This window comes from Sorangium sp. So ce1153, assembly GCF_051521595.1.
Taxonomy (GTDB): domain Bacteria; phylum Myxococcota_A; class Polyangia; order Polyangiales; family Polyangiaceae; genus Sorangium.
In genome coordinates, this window is record NZ_CP150361.1 from 1,581,347 (window position 1) to 1,598,894 (window position 17,548).

A 17,548-nucleotide genomic window follows, 5' to 3' on the forward strand; every position below is an offset into this window, starting at 1 on the left:
CGGTGGAGAGCGCCGCTCACTGCGGCGGCGCTTCGATGAACCACGTCGGTGAGATGTACCCCTCCGTCGTGGCTCCCCCCATCGGTACCGTGCACGCATCCGCGGCGGTCATCGCGGTGAGGGCGACGGGGGCCTCGACGGGCGTCTCGCACTGGTCGTAACCATACGGCGTGCTCAGCACATACGTGGTGCCCCGGCTACCGTCGAAGCGATCGCACTCCTCGTCGGAGAGCACCGCATAGTGCAGGTGCGAGTTGTCCCGCGGGTAGCCGGGGTCGCAATAGAAGTCGTCCGACGACGTGGGGCACTCCACCCACTTCGCGGCGAAGTGGAGGTTGTGCTGACGCGGGATGTCGTTCCAGCGCACCACCTTCCCGAGCACGTCGTCGGTCGTCACCGCCTGGCCCGCCACCAGGTCCCGCCCCAGACCGTCGGCGTCGAGGTGGCCATAGAAGGAGCAGTAGCGCTGTCCCGTCCCGCCCTTGGGCGGGTGCTCGACCAGCGCCACGCCGAGGTACTGCGAGTCGTTGATGCCCTTCCAGAGGAGCTTGCCGTCGGCCACGGGGTGCACCTCTGCGCCCGCCGTGACGCTCCAGTTGCTGACGAGATCCTCGCCGAGGTGGCGGCCGCCGTAGTCCGAGGCCACGACGCCGAACTCCCGGATCACGCGGCTGTCACGGAGGGGGGCCATCCGCTTGCCGCCCCCGGGCCGCTTGCACTCGTCGTTCTCATGCTCGTTCTCCTGGCAGCCCAAGGGGCAATAGACCGAGCGATCGAGGCGGTATTCGCGCGTCCAGGGAGGCTCGCCCGGGCCAGCGCTCTTGACTTCTGCGCACGGCAGCTCGACGGTCTTCCCGCCCTCGCTGCGCGTGCAGTACGCCTTGCAGATATACAGCATGTTGGGGTCGCCCTCGGCGTCGCCCGCGACGTTGTACCCGCAGTACGCCGGCTCGTTGAACGTGACGTTCCCGTTGTTCAAGCACGGGTCCCAGCGCTCCCCGAAGCTCGCGTCATCGCACGTGAGGCCCTCCGCGCTGGCGAAGTACGCGCAGACAGGGGTCTGCGCGCCGTACGGGTCGGGGCCGCACACGCCGCAGGAGGTGCCGCACGAGATCCCCGTGGCGCGCCAGCCGTCAGGGCGGCTCAGCTGGCGCTCGTCGCACGCGAGCACCTGCCCGCCGGGGCCGCAGATCTGCGAGCCCAGGCGGAGCGACCGCGCGGGCACCTGGCGCCCCTGGTAGTCGAGGATCGGGTCGCACTCCAGCGTGATGCTCGGGGCGGGCGTGGGATCCGGCATGCCGAACGGCTGCTGCTCCACGCTGGCGTCGCACACGTCACTGTTGTTCGCGAGACCGACGAACCTGCAGCCGCTCGAGCACTCCTCGTAAGGGACGGGGCGCCCCGGGACCGCCGTTTCGGGGTGCACGGGCGGGCACGCTCGGTTCGAGGGATCGAGCTCGTAGGCACAGTAGTACAGGGTCCCGACGCGACCGGTGACCTCGTGCTGGCCGCAGAAGAGGTGCCGGCAGTCGTCGTCCCCGTTGTTCCCCCCGGGGATCGGGAAGTAATGGATGATGTCGCTGAGCGGCGGGCACGACTCCTCGCAGCGGTCCCAGTCGCGGATCTTCGCTTCGTTCGCGCCGGGCCGGGCGCCGGTCACCTCGTGTCTGTGCACGGGCGGGAGCTCCCGGACGCGCGTGCACGCGCCGAGCCCGTTCCCTGCGTCGCAGCTGCGGTAAGGCACGGGCCTCGCGCCGGGGCCCGGGCAGGCGTAGAGGTGATCCGCCCGGCCCCGGATGCGGATGTCGAGCTCGCCCGAGTTGATCGCGAGGTCCTTGTTGGCGCGGCCGCCGAACACCTGATCTCCGCAGAAGGTCTGGCCCGGCTCGACACCCTTCCACTGGCCGTCGTTGTCGCGGAACTCCACCGGGCACCGGCCGAGCGCCCCCTCTCCCGTCGAGGCGCCGGGATCGCAAGGGAGGTTGAGGTCGAGCCACCCTTCCTCCCCGCACACCCAGCGGCTGCGGTTCCCGACGCCGAGGCCGCACACCTCCTCGCCGCAGGCCGTGGTCGTGACCGCTCGGCCGGAGCGGTCCTGCACGCCGCGGCACGCCGGGCAGTCGCCCTGCGGCTGGTTGCACGCGAGCCCGAGGCTGCGCCAGCCCTCGGCCGTGCACACCTGCCTCACGCCGGCGTTGCCGGCGCCCGTCGGGAAGCAGAGGGTCATCCCGCACTGAAGCGGGATGTGATCGCCGCCCGGGATGGGCGGGACCGCACACGGGCACTCGCCGCTCGCCTCGCCCGTGCAGGCGCCGGCCTCGCAGCCGCCCGGGCAGATGCGCCAATCGAGCGGGATCTGCCCCGTGCCCGGGCACTGGTAGAGCGCGGCCGGCTCGCCGTTCACCACGTCCTCGCCGCAGAACGTTCCCTCGGCCGGACACGCGAGGTCGCCGCACCGGTTCTCCGGATAGCTCACCCAGTTGTCCGGGGCGTCGTCGCCATCGCGGCACTGATAGGAAATGAGGTCGCGCCCGCACACGAAGGCATCGCAGCGGGTCTCCTCGAGCGGGATCGGCTGGTTGTTGTAGTAGAACCCCGCGGCGCACGCGCACGCGTCGTCGTCGTCGGCCTGCGCCCCGAGCGACGGCGGCGCCACGGCGCCCACCGGCGGCTCCTGGCTGCAGCCCACGCCGAGCACCCCCCCGCCGCCGAGCAGGACGGCGGCAGCGCCGCACAGGCGCGAGAGCGCGCGGCGCCCGGGCCGACGAGAGCGGCTCACTTGGCGATCCTCCGCAGGTCGCCCGCCTGCGTCGCCCAGTAGACGAACGCCTCGTCCGCGGCGATCGCGATCGCGCCGACCTGCCCCACGGCGAGCGTGGTGACGCCGCCGCCCGCCTTGGGCACCTTGCGCACCGAGCCGACCCGGTTGACCCAGTAGAGGGCCCCGCCGGCCTCCGGATCCACGGCGATCCCCGCCGGACCGGGCTGTCCGTCGGCGAGCGCCACGAGCCCGGAGCCGTCCTTGCCGAGCCGGAGCAGGTAGCCGCTCGGCGTGCTCCAGAAGAGGTGCGTGGCGTCGGCCGCGAGGTACTGCGGCGTCAGGTTGGTGCGCTCGAAGTCCTGCGCGGACGCGATCTGGCGCGGCTCGGAGCCGTCCTTGCGGAGCTTCATGACCCTGCCGTCCGCCCAGGTCCAGTAGAGGTGATCGGCGTCGGCGGCGAGCGCGCCGCCCGCCTCGCCGGTGGCCCCGCTGATCTCGGCGGCGAGCTGCCCGGCGAAGAGCGCGTCGGTGCGGTACAGGCCGCCCTGGGAGAGCGACGTGAACCAGACCGCGGCGCCGTCGCTGACGACGGCCCACGGGTCGGGGACGCTCGCGGTCACCGTGGTGGAGGCGCCGCCGGACGGCGGGAACCGGAGCACGCCGGCGGAGCCGGTGACGAGCGCGCCGGCGTCCGTCAGGGCGATCCCCTCGAAGCGCCCGCTCCCGCAGGCCGAGGCGTCCGGCGCTGCGCCGGTGGCGAGGCAGGTCACCGTGCCGGACGCCTTGTCGACGCGGACGGCGACGCCGCCGGCGGGCCGGAAGCCGACGACGTAGACGGCCGCGGCGTCGACCGCGAGCGCGGAGGGGACCGCGAGGCCCGCGGCGAGCTGGAGCGCGCCGGGGCCGCACGTCCCTTCCTCGCAGGCGCCGCCGGAGCAGCCGTTGCCGCAGGCGCCGCAGTGGAACGGGTCGGAGGCGAGCTCGACCTCGCAGCCCGTCGAGGGCGCCCCGTCGCAGTCGGCGAAGCCCGCGTCGCACGCGAGCACGCACGCGCCTTCCTCGCAGGCGGCCGAGGCGTTCGTGCCGCTGCAGACCTCGCCGCAGCCGCCGCAGTTGCGGGCGTCGCTCGCGAGATCGATCTCGCAGCCGTTCGCGGCGTCGCCGTCGCAGTCGCCGTGGCCGAGGTCGCAGGCGAGCGAGCAGGTCCCGGCCGCGCAGGAAGGGACGGCGTGCTGGTCGCCGCACACGTTCCCGCAGAAGCCGCAGTTGTCCACGTCGGCCGACGTATCGCCGCAGCCGCCGCCCCCGCCGCCGCCGCCGTCGCCGAGGCACAGGCCGGCGGCCCGGGCGGCGCCCTCGAACGCCTCGCAGCGCGCGCGGCTGCCGGAGAGCGCGCTCAGATCGCACTCGTAGGCGAGCGCGGGCTCGAGCGCGCCGCAGCATGTCTCGAGCAGCGCGTCGCAGGCGGCCGACGAGGGCGGCTCACCGCCGCCGAGCGTCGGGCAGCGGCCCGCGTCCGCGGCGCCGCTCAGGTAGTCCAGGCAGAGGTCCGTGTCCGCCTCGGCGGCGAGGCTCTCGCAGCGCTCGCGCGGCCCTCCTGGCAGCGAGGGGCAGCACTGCTCCGCGAGGTAGCCGCAGCTCTCGGCGGCGTGATCGGCGCCCTCGCAGAAGCCGTTCGCCTGGGCGTCCCGCTCGAGGAAGCTGCGGCAGAGCCCTTCGTTGCCCCGGAACCCGGTGGCATGACAGGCGGATGCCAGGCTCGCGGGCAGCGACGCGCAGCAATCGTCGAGGAGGCCGGCGCAGCCCGGGCCGTAGGGGACGCCGTCCGGCGCGGCGCCGTCGCCGCAGAACCCGGCCGCGCTGGCGCTGCCGGCGTAGTCGTCGCACGCGGCGTCGTCCGCCAGCGCCGCCGCCGCGTCGCAGCTCGCCCGGAGCTCGGCGGGGAGCGACGGACAGCACGCCTCGCTCAGGTGGCCGCACCCGCTGCCGAGGCCCCCCGGCGCGCTGCCGCAGGCGCCGAACGCGGTGCCCTCCTCGTTGCACTGCTGGGCGCCGAGCGCCCCGTCGGGGAGGAAGCACGCGGAGAGCGCGCCCGGAGCGCAGAGGCGGTCATCACCGCAGCCGGGGCCGCCGTACGCCAGTGCCGACACCGCCATGAGGCCCAGAGCGAGGGAAGGTCGGCGCATGTTGAATCGCACGATGCTGGCGTGCGCGCGCTCGCTGTGTCAACGACGACGGTCTCCGCGCGACGCCCCGGGCCAGGCATCCCGCGAGTCATCGGGTCAATGTGTGGAGAGGTGACCGCGGCTGCTTGTCGCGTGTCGCGTGTCGGGTGGTGGCCTAATTTGGCCCAGAGTGATTCACATGAAGGCGGGAAGGCGGGAAGATCATTGATCTTTTCTGCCCGCCTTCCCGCCTTCCCGCCTTCATGTTCAAATCAGGCCACCACCGCGTGTCGCGTGTCGCGTGTCGCGTGGCTGTTCGTGTTCGGCTCGCCGCGACTCAAGCGCTCTTTCGTGAGCTCGACGGCGAGCTGCCGGCCGATGTGCTCGCCGTCGCGGGCACCCCTCCGCGGGAGCGGAGCCTGGCTGTGCGTGAACAGGAGGTGAGCAGGAGGCCGAGCGCGGGACTCGGCCCCTCGCTCTCGACAGGACCCTTCTTATTCGACCTCTTCGACCTCATCCGGCGGCGGCGGCCGCTCGCCCGCGGCGACCTGGAGCTCGCGGACGATCGAGAGCAGGGCCGGACAGCAGAAGCGCTCGATGACGGAGCCGTCGGACGCGAGCTCGAAGGCCGGCGGCCCGCCGTGAATCGGGCAGGCCACGTCGGCGTACTTCGACTCGAGATCCTTGAGGACGCTCTCATCCACCTCGCGGACCTCGACATCGCCGGTCCGGAGCGCTTCTTCCTTCTCGTAGGTCGACATGCGGCGCACGCTAGCACGAAGAGCGCCGCTCCCCGCGCGCCGACCACGGCGCCTCGGCGACCTCTCGTACCGGCGCCGGCTCGTTGGCGTCCGGCCGCTCGCCCGAGCTCACGCGCGCAGGGCACGCGCGGGCCGCGCTCCACGCGCCGCCGCGGCCGCCCCCCTCTCGCCGCCCGCGGCGACGAGGAGGGGTGAACGGCCGGCCCGAGGCGAGATCGGGCGGCACAAAATAGCAGCGCCGCCGGGCGCCTCGGGGGGTAGCGGAGGCCGCCGGCGGTGCTGGCCGGTGACTAAGCAGTCTCCGTACCAGGTCGAGATCCCTCGCTTTTCGGCCCATGTGTCCAGGACGTTGCCCGGCGGCTTTCGATTCTGCGAGGAACGGGCTTGCACCGTTGCAGGATCGCTCTATCGCTCGCGCTGCGGTGGCGGCTAGCTTCGCGGGCATGAGCCGCCCGCACACGACCAAAGCCGTCACCCTGGCGCTGCCGCTGCTCGCGGCGTGCAGCGCGCCCTCCTCGAGGCCCCCGGAGCAGCCGGCAGCGGCCTCGCCCGGCGCGGCCCTGCCGCCTGCCGCGCCTGCCGTGCCCGGGACCGGCAAGGGAGCGCGCCTGCCGTATCCGGAGGCCGCGAAGCGGCCGGTCGCGAACGAGTACCACGGCACCCGGGTCGTCGACGACTACCAGTGGCTCGAGGACGGGAGCTCCCCTGAAGTCCAGCGCTGGGTCGCGGCGCAGAACCAGCTCACGCGCGGCGTGCTCGACGCGCTGCCCATGCGCGGCGCCGTCCGGGCGCGCGTCGAGGAGATCCTCTCGGCGACCTCCGCCAACTACTTCGCGCTCGACGACGCCGGCGGGCAGCTCTTCGCCCTCAAGGCGCAGCCGCCGAAGCAGCAGCCTTCCCTCGTCGTCCTCCGGTCCGCGAGCGAGCCCGCCACCGCGCGCACCCTCGTCGATCCGGAGGTCATCGACCCGAAAGGGCACACGACCATCGACTGGTTCGTCCCCTCGCGCGACGGCAAGAAGGTCGCCGTCTCGCTGTCCGAGGGCGGCAGCGAGGAAGGCACCGTGCGCGTCTACGACGTCGCGACGGGCAAGGAGACGGGCGACACGGTCCCTCACGCGAGCAGCGGCACCGCGGGCGGCAGCCTCGCGTGGACCGGCGACGGCAAGGGGTTCTACTTCACGCGGCACCCGCACGCCGGCGAGCGCCCGAAGGAGGACATGGGCTTCTTCCAGCAGGTCTATTTCCACAAGCTCGGCACGCCGGAGAAGGAAGACCAGGTTTCGCTCGGCAAGGAGTTCCCCCGCATCGCCGAGGTCGAGCTCACGACCAGCGAGAGCGGCAAGCTCGTGCTCGCCAGCGTGCAGAACGGCGACGGAGGCGAGTACTGGCACTACCTCCTCGACGCCTCGGGCAAGTGGACCCGCTTCGCCGACCTGCCCGACAAGATCATCCACGCCAGGTTCGGCAGCGACGACCGGCTCTACCTCCTGTCGCGGAAGGACGCGCCGCGCGGCAAGGTGGTGCGCCTCGCGCCGGGCAAGCTCGATCTCGCGCAGGCGGAGGTCGTGGTGCCCGAGGGAGAGGCGGTGATCCAGGACTTCCTGCCCACGAAGGCGCGGCTCTACGTCGAGGACCTGGTCGGCGGCCCGTCGCAGATCCGCGTCTTCGACCTGAAGGGCAAGGCGCTCGGGACGGCGCCGATCCCGCCGATCTCCTCGGTGCGGCAGCTCGTGCGCGCGGCCGGCGACGACATGCTCTTTCGCGGCGTGAGCTACACCGAGCCGGCGGCCTGGTACGCCTACTCGGCCAGGGACGGCAAGGTGACGAAGACGCCGCTCGCGATGACCGCCCCCGTCTCCTTTGCCGACGTGGAGGTCACCCGCGACGCGTGCGCGTCGAAGGACGGCACCAGGGTGCCAGTCAGCATCCTGCGCCGCAAGGGGACGGCACTCGACGGGACCGCGCCGGCGCTGCTCACGGGATACGGGGGCTACGGGATCAGCGTGGCGCCCGGCTTCAACCCGCTGTGGCGGCTGTGGTTCGACCAGGGAGGGGTGATCGCGGTCGCCAACCTGCGCGGCGGCGGCGAGCTCGGCGAGGCGTGGCACCGCGGCGGCAACCTGACCAGGAAGCAGAACGTCTTCGACGACTTCGCCGCGTGCGCGAGGCACCTCGTGGACGGGCGCTTCACGAGCCCGGAGCGGCTCGCCATCCTCGGCGGCTCGAACGGCGGCCTGCTGATGGGAGCGCAGCTCACGCAGCACCCGGAGCTCTACAAGGTCGTGATCTCGCACGTCGGCATCTACGACATGCTCCGGGTGGAGCTCACGCCGAACGGGGCGTTCAACGTGACCGAGTTCGGCACGGTGAAGGACCCCGAGCAGTTCAAGGCCCTTCATTCCTACTCGCCGTACCACCATGTCCAGGAGGGGACCGCGTACCCGGCGACCCTGTTCCTGACGGGCGCGAACGACGCGCGGGTGGACCCGTTCCATTCGCGGAAGATGGCGGCGCGGCTGCAGGCGGCCACGTCGGGCTCGGCGCCCATCCTGCTCAGGGCGAGCGGCTCGACGGGTCACGGGCTCGGGACGCCGCTCTCCGCGCAGATCGAGGAGCAAGCCGACGTGTTCACGTTCCTGTTCAAGGAGCTCGGGCTCGGGTTCCCGCCGGCGAAGGGGGAGGGGGCGCCGGCGAAGGGGGAGTCCCCGCCCGCGAAGGGGGAGGTCTCGTCGACGACGGGGGAGGGGGCGCCCCGCTGAGGCATCCCCTCAACTTCTTCGGAAAACTCACAGGGAGGCGCGGAGAGAGAGGGGGGGAACCTTCAGATGCTCCCTGTCTGCCCGCCTTCCAGCTCACTATGCCCGCTGAAGAGGCCTGCAAGACGAGGGGGATTCCTCAGGGCGCCCCGGTGGCGGAGGGGACGCGGGCCGCGCTCCCGGTCAGGCGCGCGGCCGCTGCCGGTTCGGTCTGCTGGATACCGGTCTACCATGTGCTGAAGTAGGCCCACGCCTGGTTGCCGGCGGACGCCTCGAAGCAGTAGCCGCCGTTGCGCTTCGCGGGCAGCGTGATGTTGCCGCCCGTGCAGCTCACGACCGTGTTGTTGACCTCGAACGTGCGGCCGCTCGCGAAGTTGCCGCAGTTGGCGGCGGTCAGGTTCGCCGTGGTCTCGAAGCAGCGCGCGCCGGTGCCCAGGTTGCCCGAGTTGTAGCTGGCGGTCGTGAACACGGTCGGGCTCGTGCACAGGGTGCTGCACGGCGACGTCCCGCCGCTCGCCTGGCAGACGCCGGCCACGCAGTTCGCGCTGGTGCAGTCCGCGTTGGCGGCGCACGTCTTCCCGTTGGCGCAGTCGGCCGTGCAGGTGCCGCCGCAGTCGACGTCGGTCTCGGTGCCGTTCTTCACGCCGTCCGTGCAGGTCGGCGCCGTACCGCCGTTGATCACGGTCACCCCGAGGGCCTGGAGCCACGAGGTCACCGAGTAGCGCGCCGAGGTGTCGAGCCGCGTGTGCCAGTTGGTCTGCGACGGGTTCGAGCCGGGCGCGGACGGGAACGTGTAGTAGGCGTTGACGCCCACGACGATGAGGTCGGTCGAGCTCTGGCGGTAGAGCGGGCCGCCCGAGTCGCCGGGGCACAGGCTGGCGTAGGAGGTGCTGGCGGCATAGCCCGGCGTGAGCACGTACGACGCCGCGACGTCGGTGATGGCGCTGCCGGACACGTAGGAGCCGGGGTGATTCAGGATCGAGGAAGCCTGCGCGGTGAGGTTCTGGAGCTTGAAGGTATAGGTGGGCGCTCCGCCGGGCGTCTCGCAGCCGTAGCCGGTCGCGACGACGGGATCCCCCACCGCGACCGGCGCCCCGTCCACCACCGCCGCCGGGATCGTCGGCGAGAGCTCATTGACGACGACCAGCGCGAGGTCGGGCGTGTGCCCCGAGTTCAGGACGTTGACCGCGCAGTCGGGCGCTCCCCCCGTCAGCGCGGCGGCGCAATCCTCGAGCCACTTCGGGTGGATGTACGTCTGCTCGATGGTCAGGTCGATGTAGGGCCAGATCGGGGGCGCGTTGGTGGTGCTGACCGAGTAGAAGCCGCCCGGCCCGTAGCTCGAGGACACCGTGCCAGCGTACTCGTCGTCCACGCAATGAGCGGCGGTCAGGAAGTGGCGCGGCCCGACCTTCGACGCGGTGCACCCCGGGGCGAGGACGGTGGAGGGGTATTGCGATTCGAGCGCCGGCGTCCCGCCGATCAGCTCGTCTTCCGCGGCGCTGATCTCCTCGGAGGCGTCGCCATAGCCCGGCACGGTGCAGGCGACCGAAAACAGGGACAGCAAAGCATAAACTGATGCGCGCACTGGTTGATTCTCCTGTCGTCCCGATGCGCGCGATCGCCCGGCGCGCCGCCGCCTGCCGCGCGCGGTCCCGGGGCCCGCGAGCCCGCCAGTGGCGTCCGCGCTCGGCGAGCCGACCGCGCTCTCTGCGCGGCCTCGAGGCGCGGGTGCCAGCGGATCGCGTGCCCCTCCGGGGTCCACGTCGAGCGGCAGGAAGCGCGGCTGTCCGGTGGGCCAGCCCGCGCGGGATCACGTCGTGATCGGTCCGACGCCACTGTCTAGCTCGTCTGCTGTCCCACATCCAACTCGTATTCAACATGGACGTTATGCAGCGCGTGCATGGTGGATCCCCGTTTTCAGCCATCGCGAGCATGTGGGAGGGAGCCCTCCCGGTCCCCCGGCGGCGCGATGGCCGTTGACTCTGAACCGATTAAGTGCTCCGCTGGCGGCGCCTCGCTCCCACGCTCGGACATGGCGCGCGGGGTGGCCTGCGCGCGGCCGCGCGACCCGCGCACAATGGCGTTCGACCTCCGGACGGTTCCAGTGCCCCGCTCGTCATGCTTCCCTTGCAGGCCTGGCCGTGTCGCGGGTAGTCTGCGCGCCGTTGCGCGGTCTCGCGCGATTCTTCTGTGAACCGGCAGACAGAGAGGGACTCACCGTGAAATCACGCACGATCGAGGCCGTAGCCGCCTTTGCCCTGTTCGCCCTCGGGACCGCCGCGTGCGGCAAGAGCGGGGGCGACGCGCCTTCCTCGTCGCCCTCGCCCTCGGGGCCTTCGGCGTCGGCCGCGCCGGCCTCCGCTCCGGCGACGCTCTCGTACTGGGCCAGCAACCAGGGGCCCAGCGTCGAGGACGACAAGAAGGTCCTCCAGCCCGAGCTCGACAAGTTCGAGAAGCAGACCGGCATCAAGGTCAAGCTCGAGGTCATCCCCTGGTCCGACCTGCTCAACCGGATCCTCGGCGCGACGACGAGCGGCAAGGGCCCCGACGTCCTCAACATCGGCAACTCGTGGTCTGCGTCGCTCCAGGCGACAGGGGCGTTCCTGCCGTTCGACGACGCCACGCTCGCCAGGATCGGCGGCAAGGACCGGTTCATCCCGGCGAGCATGTCCGCCACCGGCGCGCCGGGCCAGCCGCCCGCCGCGGTGCCGCTCTACGGGCTCGCTTACGGGCTCTTCTACCACAAGAAGCTGTTCGCCGACGCGGGCATCGAGAAGCCGCCGGCGACGTGGGCGGAGCTCATCGCCGTCGCCAAGAAGCTCACCGACCCGCAGAGCGGCCGTTACGGCCTCGCCATCATGGGCGCCAGCTACAGCGAGAACGCCCACTTCGCGTTCATGTTCGGCCGGCAGCACGGCGCCAGGATCTTCGACGGCAAGCAGCCGCGGTTCGACGACCCGGAGATGGTCGCCGGCGTCAAGCAGTACATCGACCTGCTCAGCGTCCACAAGGTCGTGAACCCGAGCAACGCGGAGTACGCCAACGACACGCAGATCCTCAAGGACTTCTCCGCCGGCAAGGCGGCGATGCTCATGATCCAGAGCTACGCCGCGACGGCGATCGAGCAGAACGGGCTCGCCCGCGACGCCTACGGCGTGGCGCCCGTCCCGCTGCCCGACCAGCTGCCCGCGAACGGCAAGCGGGTGAACAGCCACGTGGCCGGCATCAACATCGCTGTCTTCGAGGACAGCAAGAACCGGGACGCGGCGCTCAAGTTCGTCGAGTTCATGACCAGCCCCGAGGAGCAGCGGATCCTGAACGCCGCGTTCAACTCCCTGCCGGTCGTGACGTCCGCCTACTCCGACGATCGCTTCAAGACAGCGAACATCCAGGTCTTCCAGAAGGTGCTCGCCGAGACGGCGGAGTCGATGCCGATGATCGAGGAGACGGCGCAGTTCGAGACGCTCGTGGGCACGGCCATGAAAGATCTCCTGGCCGAGGCGGCCTCCGGCAAGGCGGTGGACGACGCCGCGATCCGCGCCAAGCTGACGAAGGCCAACCAGCAGATGGCGAGCGGCAAGTAGTGGGCGAGGGCGGCGCGGAGGGCGCCCCGGGGGACGCGCCGCAGCTCGCCGGGGCGGCGACGGCGGCGACGGCGGACGGCGTGGCGGGGCCGCGCGCGGCGTCGCCGGGGCGCTGGCCGCGGGCGTTCCCGTATGTCCTCCTGCTGCCCGCGCTCGTCGCCGAGCTCGCCGTTCACATCGTCCCGATGCTCGTCGGGACGTGGATGAGCTTCCTCCAGCTCACGCAGCGGTTCATCCGTAACTGGATCAAGGCCCCTTCCGCGGGGCTCTCCAACTACCGCCTGGCGGTCGACTTCACCGCGCCGGTGGGCGCCGAGCTCCTCCGCTCCTTCTTCGTCACGGTCGCCGTCAGCGTCCTCGTCGTCAGCGGCTCGTGGCTCCTCGGAACGGCCGCCGCCGTCGCGCTGCAGAAGCCGTTCCGCGGCCGCTCGGCGCTGCGGACGCTGTTCCTCGTCCCGTTCGCGATGCCGATCTTCACCGGCGTCATCACCTGGAGCTTCATGCTGCAGCGCGACACGGGCATCGTGAACACGGTCCTGGTCGACCAGCTCCGCCTCTTCCAGGAGCGGCCGTTCTGGCTGCTGGGCGGGAACAGCTTCTTCAGCCTGGTGGTCGTGGCGATCTGGCGGACGTGGCCGTTCGCCTTCCTGACGATCACGGCGGGCCTCCAGGCCATCCCGTCGGACCTCTACGAGGCGGCCAGCGTCGACGGCGCAGGCCCGTGGACGCGCTTCCGGTCGATCACGCTGCCGATGCTCCGGCCGGTCAATCAGGTGCTGCTGCTCGTGCTCTTCCTGTGGAGCTTCAACGACTTCACGACGCCCTACACGCTCTTCGGGCGCGCGGCGCCGCCGGAGGCCGACGTGATCGCGATCCACATCTACCAGGCGTCCTTCATCACGTGGAACTTCGGGCTTGGCTCGGCGATGTCCGTGATCCTGGTCGGCTTCCTGCTCGTCGTCACGACGGGTTACCTCCTGATCACGAGCAGGAGCGCGCGCCATGCGTGAGGCCGCGTGGGTCGCCTGGCTGCGGCGCGCCGTGCTCGCGGCGCTGTCGCTCTTCACCGTCATCCCGCTCTACGTGATGCTGATCTCGGCGCTCAAGCCGCTGCGCGACGTCCAGGGCCCCTTCACCTGGCTGCCGACGGAGGTCACGCTCCAGCCGTTCATCGACATGTGGCGGACCGTGCCGCTCGCGCGGTACTTCGTGAACAGCGCCGTGGTCGCGGCCGCGTCGACGGTGTTCTCGGTGGCGCTGGCGATCCTCGCCGGGTATGCGGTGAGCCGGTATCGCTTCCGGGGCCGGCGCGTGTTCCTCACCACCGTGCTGTCGACGCAGATGTTCCCCGGGATCCTCTTCCTGCTCCCGCTCTTCCTCCTCTTCGTCTCGATCGAGCGGGCCACCGGGATCGAGCTGCACGGCACGCGGCTCGGCCTCATCCTCACGTACCTGACGTTCTCGTTGCCTTTCTCCATCTGGCTCATCGCCGGGTATTTCGACACCATCCCGCGCGAGCTCGACGAGGCCGCGCTGGTGGACGGCGCCGGCCCGCTCACCGCGCTCCTGCGCGTCGTGCTCCCGGCGGCCAAGCCGGGGGTCGTCGCGGTGGCGATCTACGCCTTCATGACCGCGTGGGGAGAGGTCCTGTTCGCCTCCGTGCTGACCAGCGACGAGGGGCGCACGCTCGCCGTGGGGCTGCAGGGGTATGCGACCCAGTCCAACATCTACTGGAACCAGGTGATGGCGGCCTCGGTGGTCGTCAGCGTGCCTGTGGTCGCCGGGTTCCTCCTGCTCCAGCGCTACCTCGTCCAGGGGCTCACCGCGGGCGCGGTGAAGACCTGACCAGCGCTGCAGGTGCCGGCCTGAGGCATCCCCTCAGATCCTTCGGAACATTCACCGGGCGGCGGGGAGAGCGCGACCAGGCAAGGCTTGTTCCTGGCTGCGGCGACCAGCCAAGGGCGCCCCATTGGGCGTCCAGCCGGGGAGGGGGCCGCGACAGAGCCCGCGTCCCTGGATGAAGCGCTGCGTCCCTGGGTGACGAGCACGCTGCCGCATGTGCCCCCTGCACGGCGGCGGAACCATCCCGTCTCTGGGGCGGCGCTCACCTGCACGCGGTACGGGCTCAGTCGAGGAGCCAGTGGACTGCTCGACGAGCCTTTCAACATGATCCGCAGTGGCCAGTCGAACCTCCGCACGGGCGGCGAGCCGCGAGCGCACGGCTCTGCTCTACGACGATGTTGAAAATCTTACCGGACGGTCCACTGGCCTGCGGCTAGCTAGGTGGTGCAGATCTGAAGCTCGAAAGGCCAGGCACGCTCGTTGCTCATGGCCGCCGCGACTCCCGCGAGAATCGGAGCGCGATGAGGGGCTCTCCGGAAGCTCTGAGCTTTCGGCGACGAGGAACGCGCGCTCGTCGAGGACCGGCGGCGTCAAGGCGCGGGCTCGCGGCCTCACACAGGCTGAATAGTGCGGGGGCGACCGACGAAGACGGTGAAACATCGGTTTCTCCCAGCCCCAGAACACGTCGAATCGGCACCATTTACTGCGAGGTTCAAGCATGAAACGATTTCATTGTGAGACGCTCTCCGTGTGCATCCTGGCAGCAGGCGTCGCCGCTTGCAGCGGCTCGACCGGCGATCCTCTGCCGGTGGGCTCGACGAGAGGCTCCCAGCCCGACCAGGCTGCGCCGAGCTCCTCCGGAGCGGAGGGGGATGAGCTCGCCCCCGCCGGAGAGCTGAACGACGATACCAGCGCGACCGAGGAGGAGCTGAGGCCCAAGGAGGACGACTCCCCCCTGTCCACCCTCCCGTTCGACCCCACGGGGGGGGATAGCCCGAAGGGCCTCACGCTCCCCTTGCAGAACGTGACCTGCCCCGGCTTCGAGGGGTTCACGTGGCATGACGAGACGCCCACGACCGGCGCGGACCTCGGGAACGCCGTCGCCGCGTCCTGCGACGCCGTCTACCAGGTCGGGTCCACCACCGGGGCCATCTCGGGCGAGGTGAACAGCGGCGCGAGTGACGCCTTTATCCGCAAGGTCGGGCAGGACGGGAAACCATTGTGGGGCGAGCAGATCGGCACGTCGGCGAACGACCAGGCGACGAGCGTCGCCGTCTCCTCGGCCCAGTGCCCCGCGAGCGGCAACGAGTCGCTCTACGTGGTCGGCCACACGAGCGGCGCGATCGAAGCCGGCCAGCACGAGGGATCTTCGGACGCCTTCCTCGTCAAGCTGAACGCAAACGGGACCGAGGCGTGGCGGCGCCAGTTCGGTACGGCTGTGGTGGATCAAGCGTGGTCTGTGGCCCACGCACCTGACGGTAGCGTCTACGTGGTGGGCTCCACAGGCGGGAACCTCGCCGGGGTGAACCCGCCGCCGACGAGCGGCACCACGTCGCTGTTCGTGGCGAAATATTCGGCGAGCGGCGCTCCTGTCTGGACCAGGCAGCTCGGAGTGAACAACAAGACGACCATCGCGCGCAGCGTGTCCGTCGGAGCCGATGGGCAGGTCTACGTCGCCGGTTACACCACCGGCGCGCTCGCAGGCCAACCGTACGCGGGCGGCAGCGCTGACGCCTTCGTCGCCCGCTACAGCGACAGCGGTGCTCTGGGCGGGGTGGCTCTCCTCGGCACGAACCTCCAGGACCAGGCGTTCAGCCTGACCACCGCGGTGGAGTCGGGTCAGACCGTCGTCTACGTCTCCGGCACGACGAACGGGAACTTCCCCTCTTATGCCTCTTCGACGGCGTATGACGCCTTCCTCGCCAAGCTGGACGCGAGCCTCACGACGCAATGGATCCGGCAGACAACGGCGAGCGAGAACGTCTCCGCCACGTCGGTGGCCGTCATCGGTGGATCTGTCGTGCTGACCGGCCAGACCTCCCGCGACCTCGACTCCGACGCGTCCCTCGGGAGCGCGGACATGTACCTGCGCGAGTACAGCACGGCGGGGGCACACCTGCGCACCGAGTACATCGGCACGAACGCGACGGAGGCGGGACATGGCGTCGCCGTCGATCCGAGGGGCAACGTCTTCCTGACGGGCAGGACGGACGCGCCGTTCTGCGGTCATTCCTTCGGCGGCGGTGGTAGCGACGCCCTCCTCGTCAAGGTCATGAGAGGGTGCCGCGTGGACACCGCTGATTCGTCCTGCAAGCCCGCCGTGTGCTCGGGAGATCCCCATTACGTCAGCTTCGATAATGTCGCCTTCGACTTTCAGGGGGAGGGCGACTTCGTGATGGCGACCAGCACGGCCACTCCCGATCTGGAGATCCAGATCCGGCAGTGCCCCGTGTCGCCGGGCATCTCGACCGGCCGGGCCGTGGGCGCGCGCATCGCGGGTGATCTCGTGGAGTTCCACGCGAACGGCGCGCTCTACGTGAACGGGCAACCGGCGACGGTGCCGTCGAGCGGCGCGCTCGCGCTCGCCGGCGGCGGGAGCGTCTACCAGTCCGCGAGCGGCAGGACCGTGCTGGCCTGGCCGACGGGAGAGCGGCTGGCGCTGCATCCGAGGAGCTATGTCCTCGGCTTGTACCTTGACACGCTCTTCCTCGTCCCGCCGGCCAGCGTGGGCAGGATGGCCGGCCTCTTCGGGAACGCCGATAACGACCCGACCAACGAGTTCATGATGGCCCGGAACGGCAGCGTGCTGAGCAGCGGGCTGACGTTCCTCGAGATGTACCAGGACACGAACAGCTACGCAGACGTCTGGCGGGTGGGCGCCGCCCCGGGCGACGTCGCGCTCATCCAGCAGGGCACGCCGTGCGGCGGCCCGGCCGGCCCCGGGCAGCCGGTGTGGCTCAACGACCTGACCCCCGCGCAGAGGGCCGCGGGCGAGCTGGCCTGCGCCGGCATCACCGACGAGGTCATCAAGCAGACGTGCATCCTCGACGTGGGCCTCACCGGCGACTCGAGCTTCGCGGAATCGGCCCAGGAGGCCGCCGCGGATCTCGCGAGCCACGGGCAGGGCGGGTCGGTCATCAACAGCCCCCGCAGCGTCTACTTCAACAACTTCACCGGATCCATCGGCGAGGAGTGGGCGTCCATCGTCACCAGCGTCACCCCGCTCGGAGACCGCACCTTCCTGGGGCAGTTCGGCAACGAGACGGCGCACCTGACGCTCGACGATCTCGCCCCCCACACCGAGCTGACCGTCAGCTTCGACCTCTACCTCATCAACGCCTGGGACGGCGATGGCCCCTTTGGCCCCAGCGTCTGGGCCGCCTCCGCGGACGGCGTCGAGCTGCTCAGCGAGTCCTTCTCCAACACCATGAGCCTCCAGAGCTATCCGCTGGACGGGAGCCTGGCCGGGTCGGGAGCGCTCGAGGTGAACACCCTCGCCTATCCGTACGGCGACTCCGTGTACCGCATGAAGCTGGTCTTCCCGCACTCCGCGCCCGACCTCGCGCTCGACCTGTCCTCGACTGGGCTGACCGGCCTCTTCGATGAGGGCTGGGGCGTGACCAACTTCGAGGTCCAGGGGCGCTGACGTCCCCCGAAAGCGCCGTGAGATAACCTC

The 17,548-nt window shown here is 70.9% G+C and carries 9 protein-coding genes; 5 read left to right on the forward strand and 4 right to left on the reverse strand.

Features of this window, described 5'->3' with window-relative positions:
• Window positions 1-16: 16 nt before the first annotated feature.
• The 3 genes from WME85_RS05675 to WME85_RS05685 all read right to left on the reverse strand — a co-directional run bounded on the left by WME85_RS05675 (window position 17) and on the right by WME85_RS05685 (window position 5,687).
• Window positions 17-2,779 carry a M23 family metallopeptidase gene (locus WME85_RS05675; RefSeq protein WP_437835853.1) on the reverse strand — a complete coding sequence of 921 codons (2,763 nt, stop codon included), beginning with the start codon at window positions 2,777-2,779 and terminating at the stop codon, window positions 17-19.
• On the reverse strand, window positions 2,776-4,917 hold the full coding sequence (locus tag WME85_RS05680) for a hypothetical protein (RefSeq protein ID WP_437835855.1): 2,142 nt from the start codon (window positions 4,915-4,917) through the stop codon (window positions 2,776-2,778). Before WME85_RS05680 ends, WME85_RS05675 begins: the two co-directional genes overlap by 4 nt.
• Window positions 4,918-5,420: 503 nt before the next feature.
• On the reverse strand, window positions 5,421-5,687 hold the full coding sequence (locus WME85_RS05685) for a hypothetical protein (protein WP_437835858.1): 267 nt from the start codon (window positions 5,685-5,687) through the stop codon (window positions 5,421-5,423).
• 443 nt (window positions 5,688-6,130) lie between these two features.
• Between WME85_RS05685 and WME85_RS05690 the strand changes: the two genes are divergently transcribed.
• On the forward strand, window positions 6,131-8,449 hold the full coding sequence (locus WME85_RS05690; RefSeq protein WP_437835860.1) for a prolyl oligopeptidase family serine peptidase: 2,319 nt from the start codon (window positions 6,131-6,133) through the stop codon (window positions 8,447-8,449).
• 223 nt (window positions 8,450-8,672) lie between these two features.
• On the opposite strand, the gene WME85_RS05695 is transcribed toward WME85_RS05690, so the two are convergent.
• Window positions 8,673-10,031 carry a trypsin-like serine protease gene (locus WME85_RS05695; protein WP_437835862.1) on the reverse strand — a complete coding sequence of 453 codons (1,359 nt, stop codon included), beginning with the start codon at window positions 10,029-10,031 and terminating at the stop codon, window positions 8,673-8,675.
• A gap of 634 nt (window positions 10,032-10,665) precedes the next feature.
• Here WME85_RS05695 and WME85_RS05700 point away from each other — a divergent pair.
• The 4 genes from WME85_RS05700 to WME85_RS05715 all read left to right on the forward strand — a co-directional run bounded on the left by WME85_RS05700 (window position 10,666) and on the right by WME85_RS05715 (window position 17,518).
• A complete protein-coding gene (locus WME85_RS05700; RefSeq protein WP_437835864.1) occupies window positions 10,666-12,030 on the forward strand; it encodes an ABC transporter substrate-binding protein in 1,365 nt (454 codons plus the stop codon).
• The gene (locus WME85_RS05705) at window positions 12,030-13,040 is read left to right on the forward strand and encodes a carbohydrate ABC transporter permease (protein ID WP_437835866.1); all 1,011 of its coding nucleotides are present in this window, start codon (window positions 12,030-12,032) and stop codon (window positions 13,038-13,040) included. Before WME85_RS05700 ends, WME85_RS05705 begins: the two co-directional genes overlap by 1 nt.
• The gene (locus WME85_RS05710) at window positions 13,033-13,875 is read left to right on the forward strand and encodes a carbohydrate ABC transporter permease (protein ID WP_437835868.1); all 843 of its coding nucleotides are present in this window, start codon (window positions 13,033-13,035) and stop codon (window positions 13,873-13,875) included. The genes WME85_RS05705 and WME85_RS05710 overlap by 8 nt, the downstream gene beginning before the upstream one ends.
• Before the next feature lie 715 nt (window positions 13,876-14,590).
• On the forward strand, window positions 14,591-17,518 hold the full coding sequence (locus WME85_RS05715; protein ID WP_437835870.1) for an SBBP repeat-containing protein: 2,928 nt from the start codon (window positions 14,591-14,593) through the stop codon (window positions 17,516-17,518).
• Window positions 17,519-17,548: the final 30 nt, after the last annotated feature.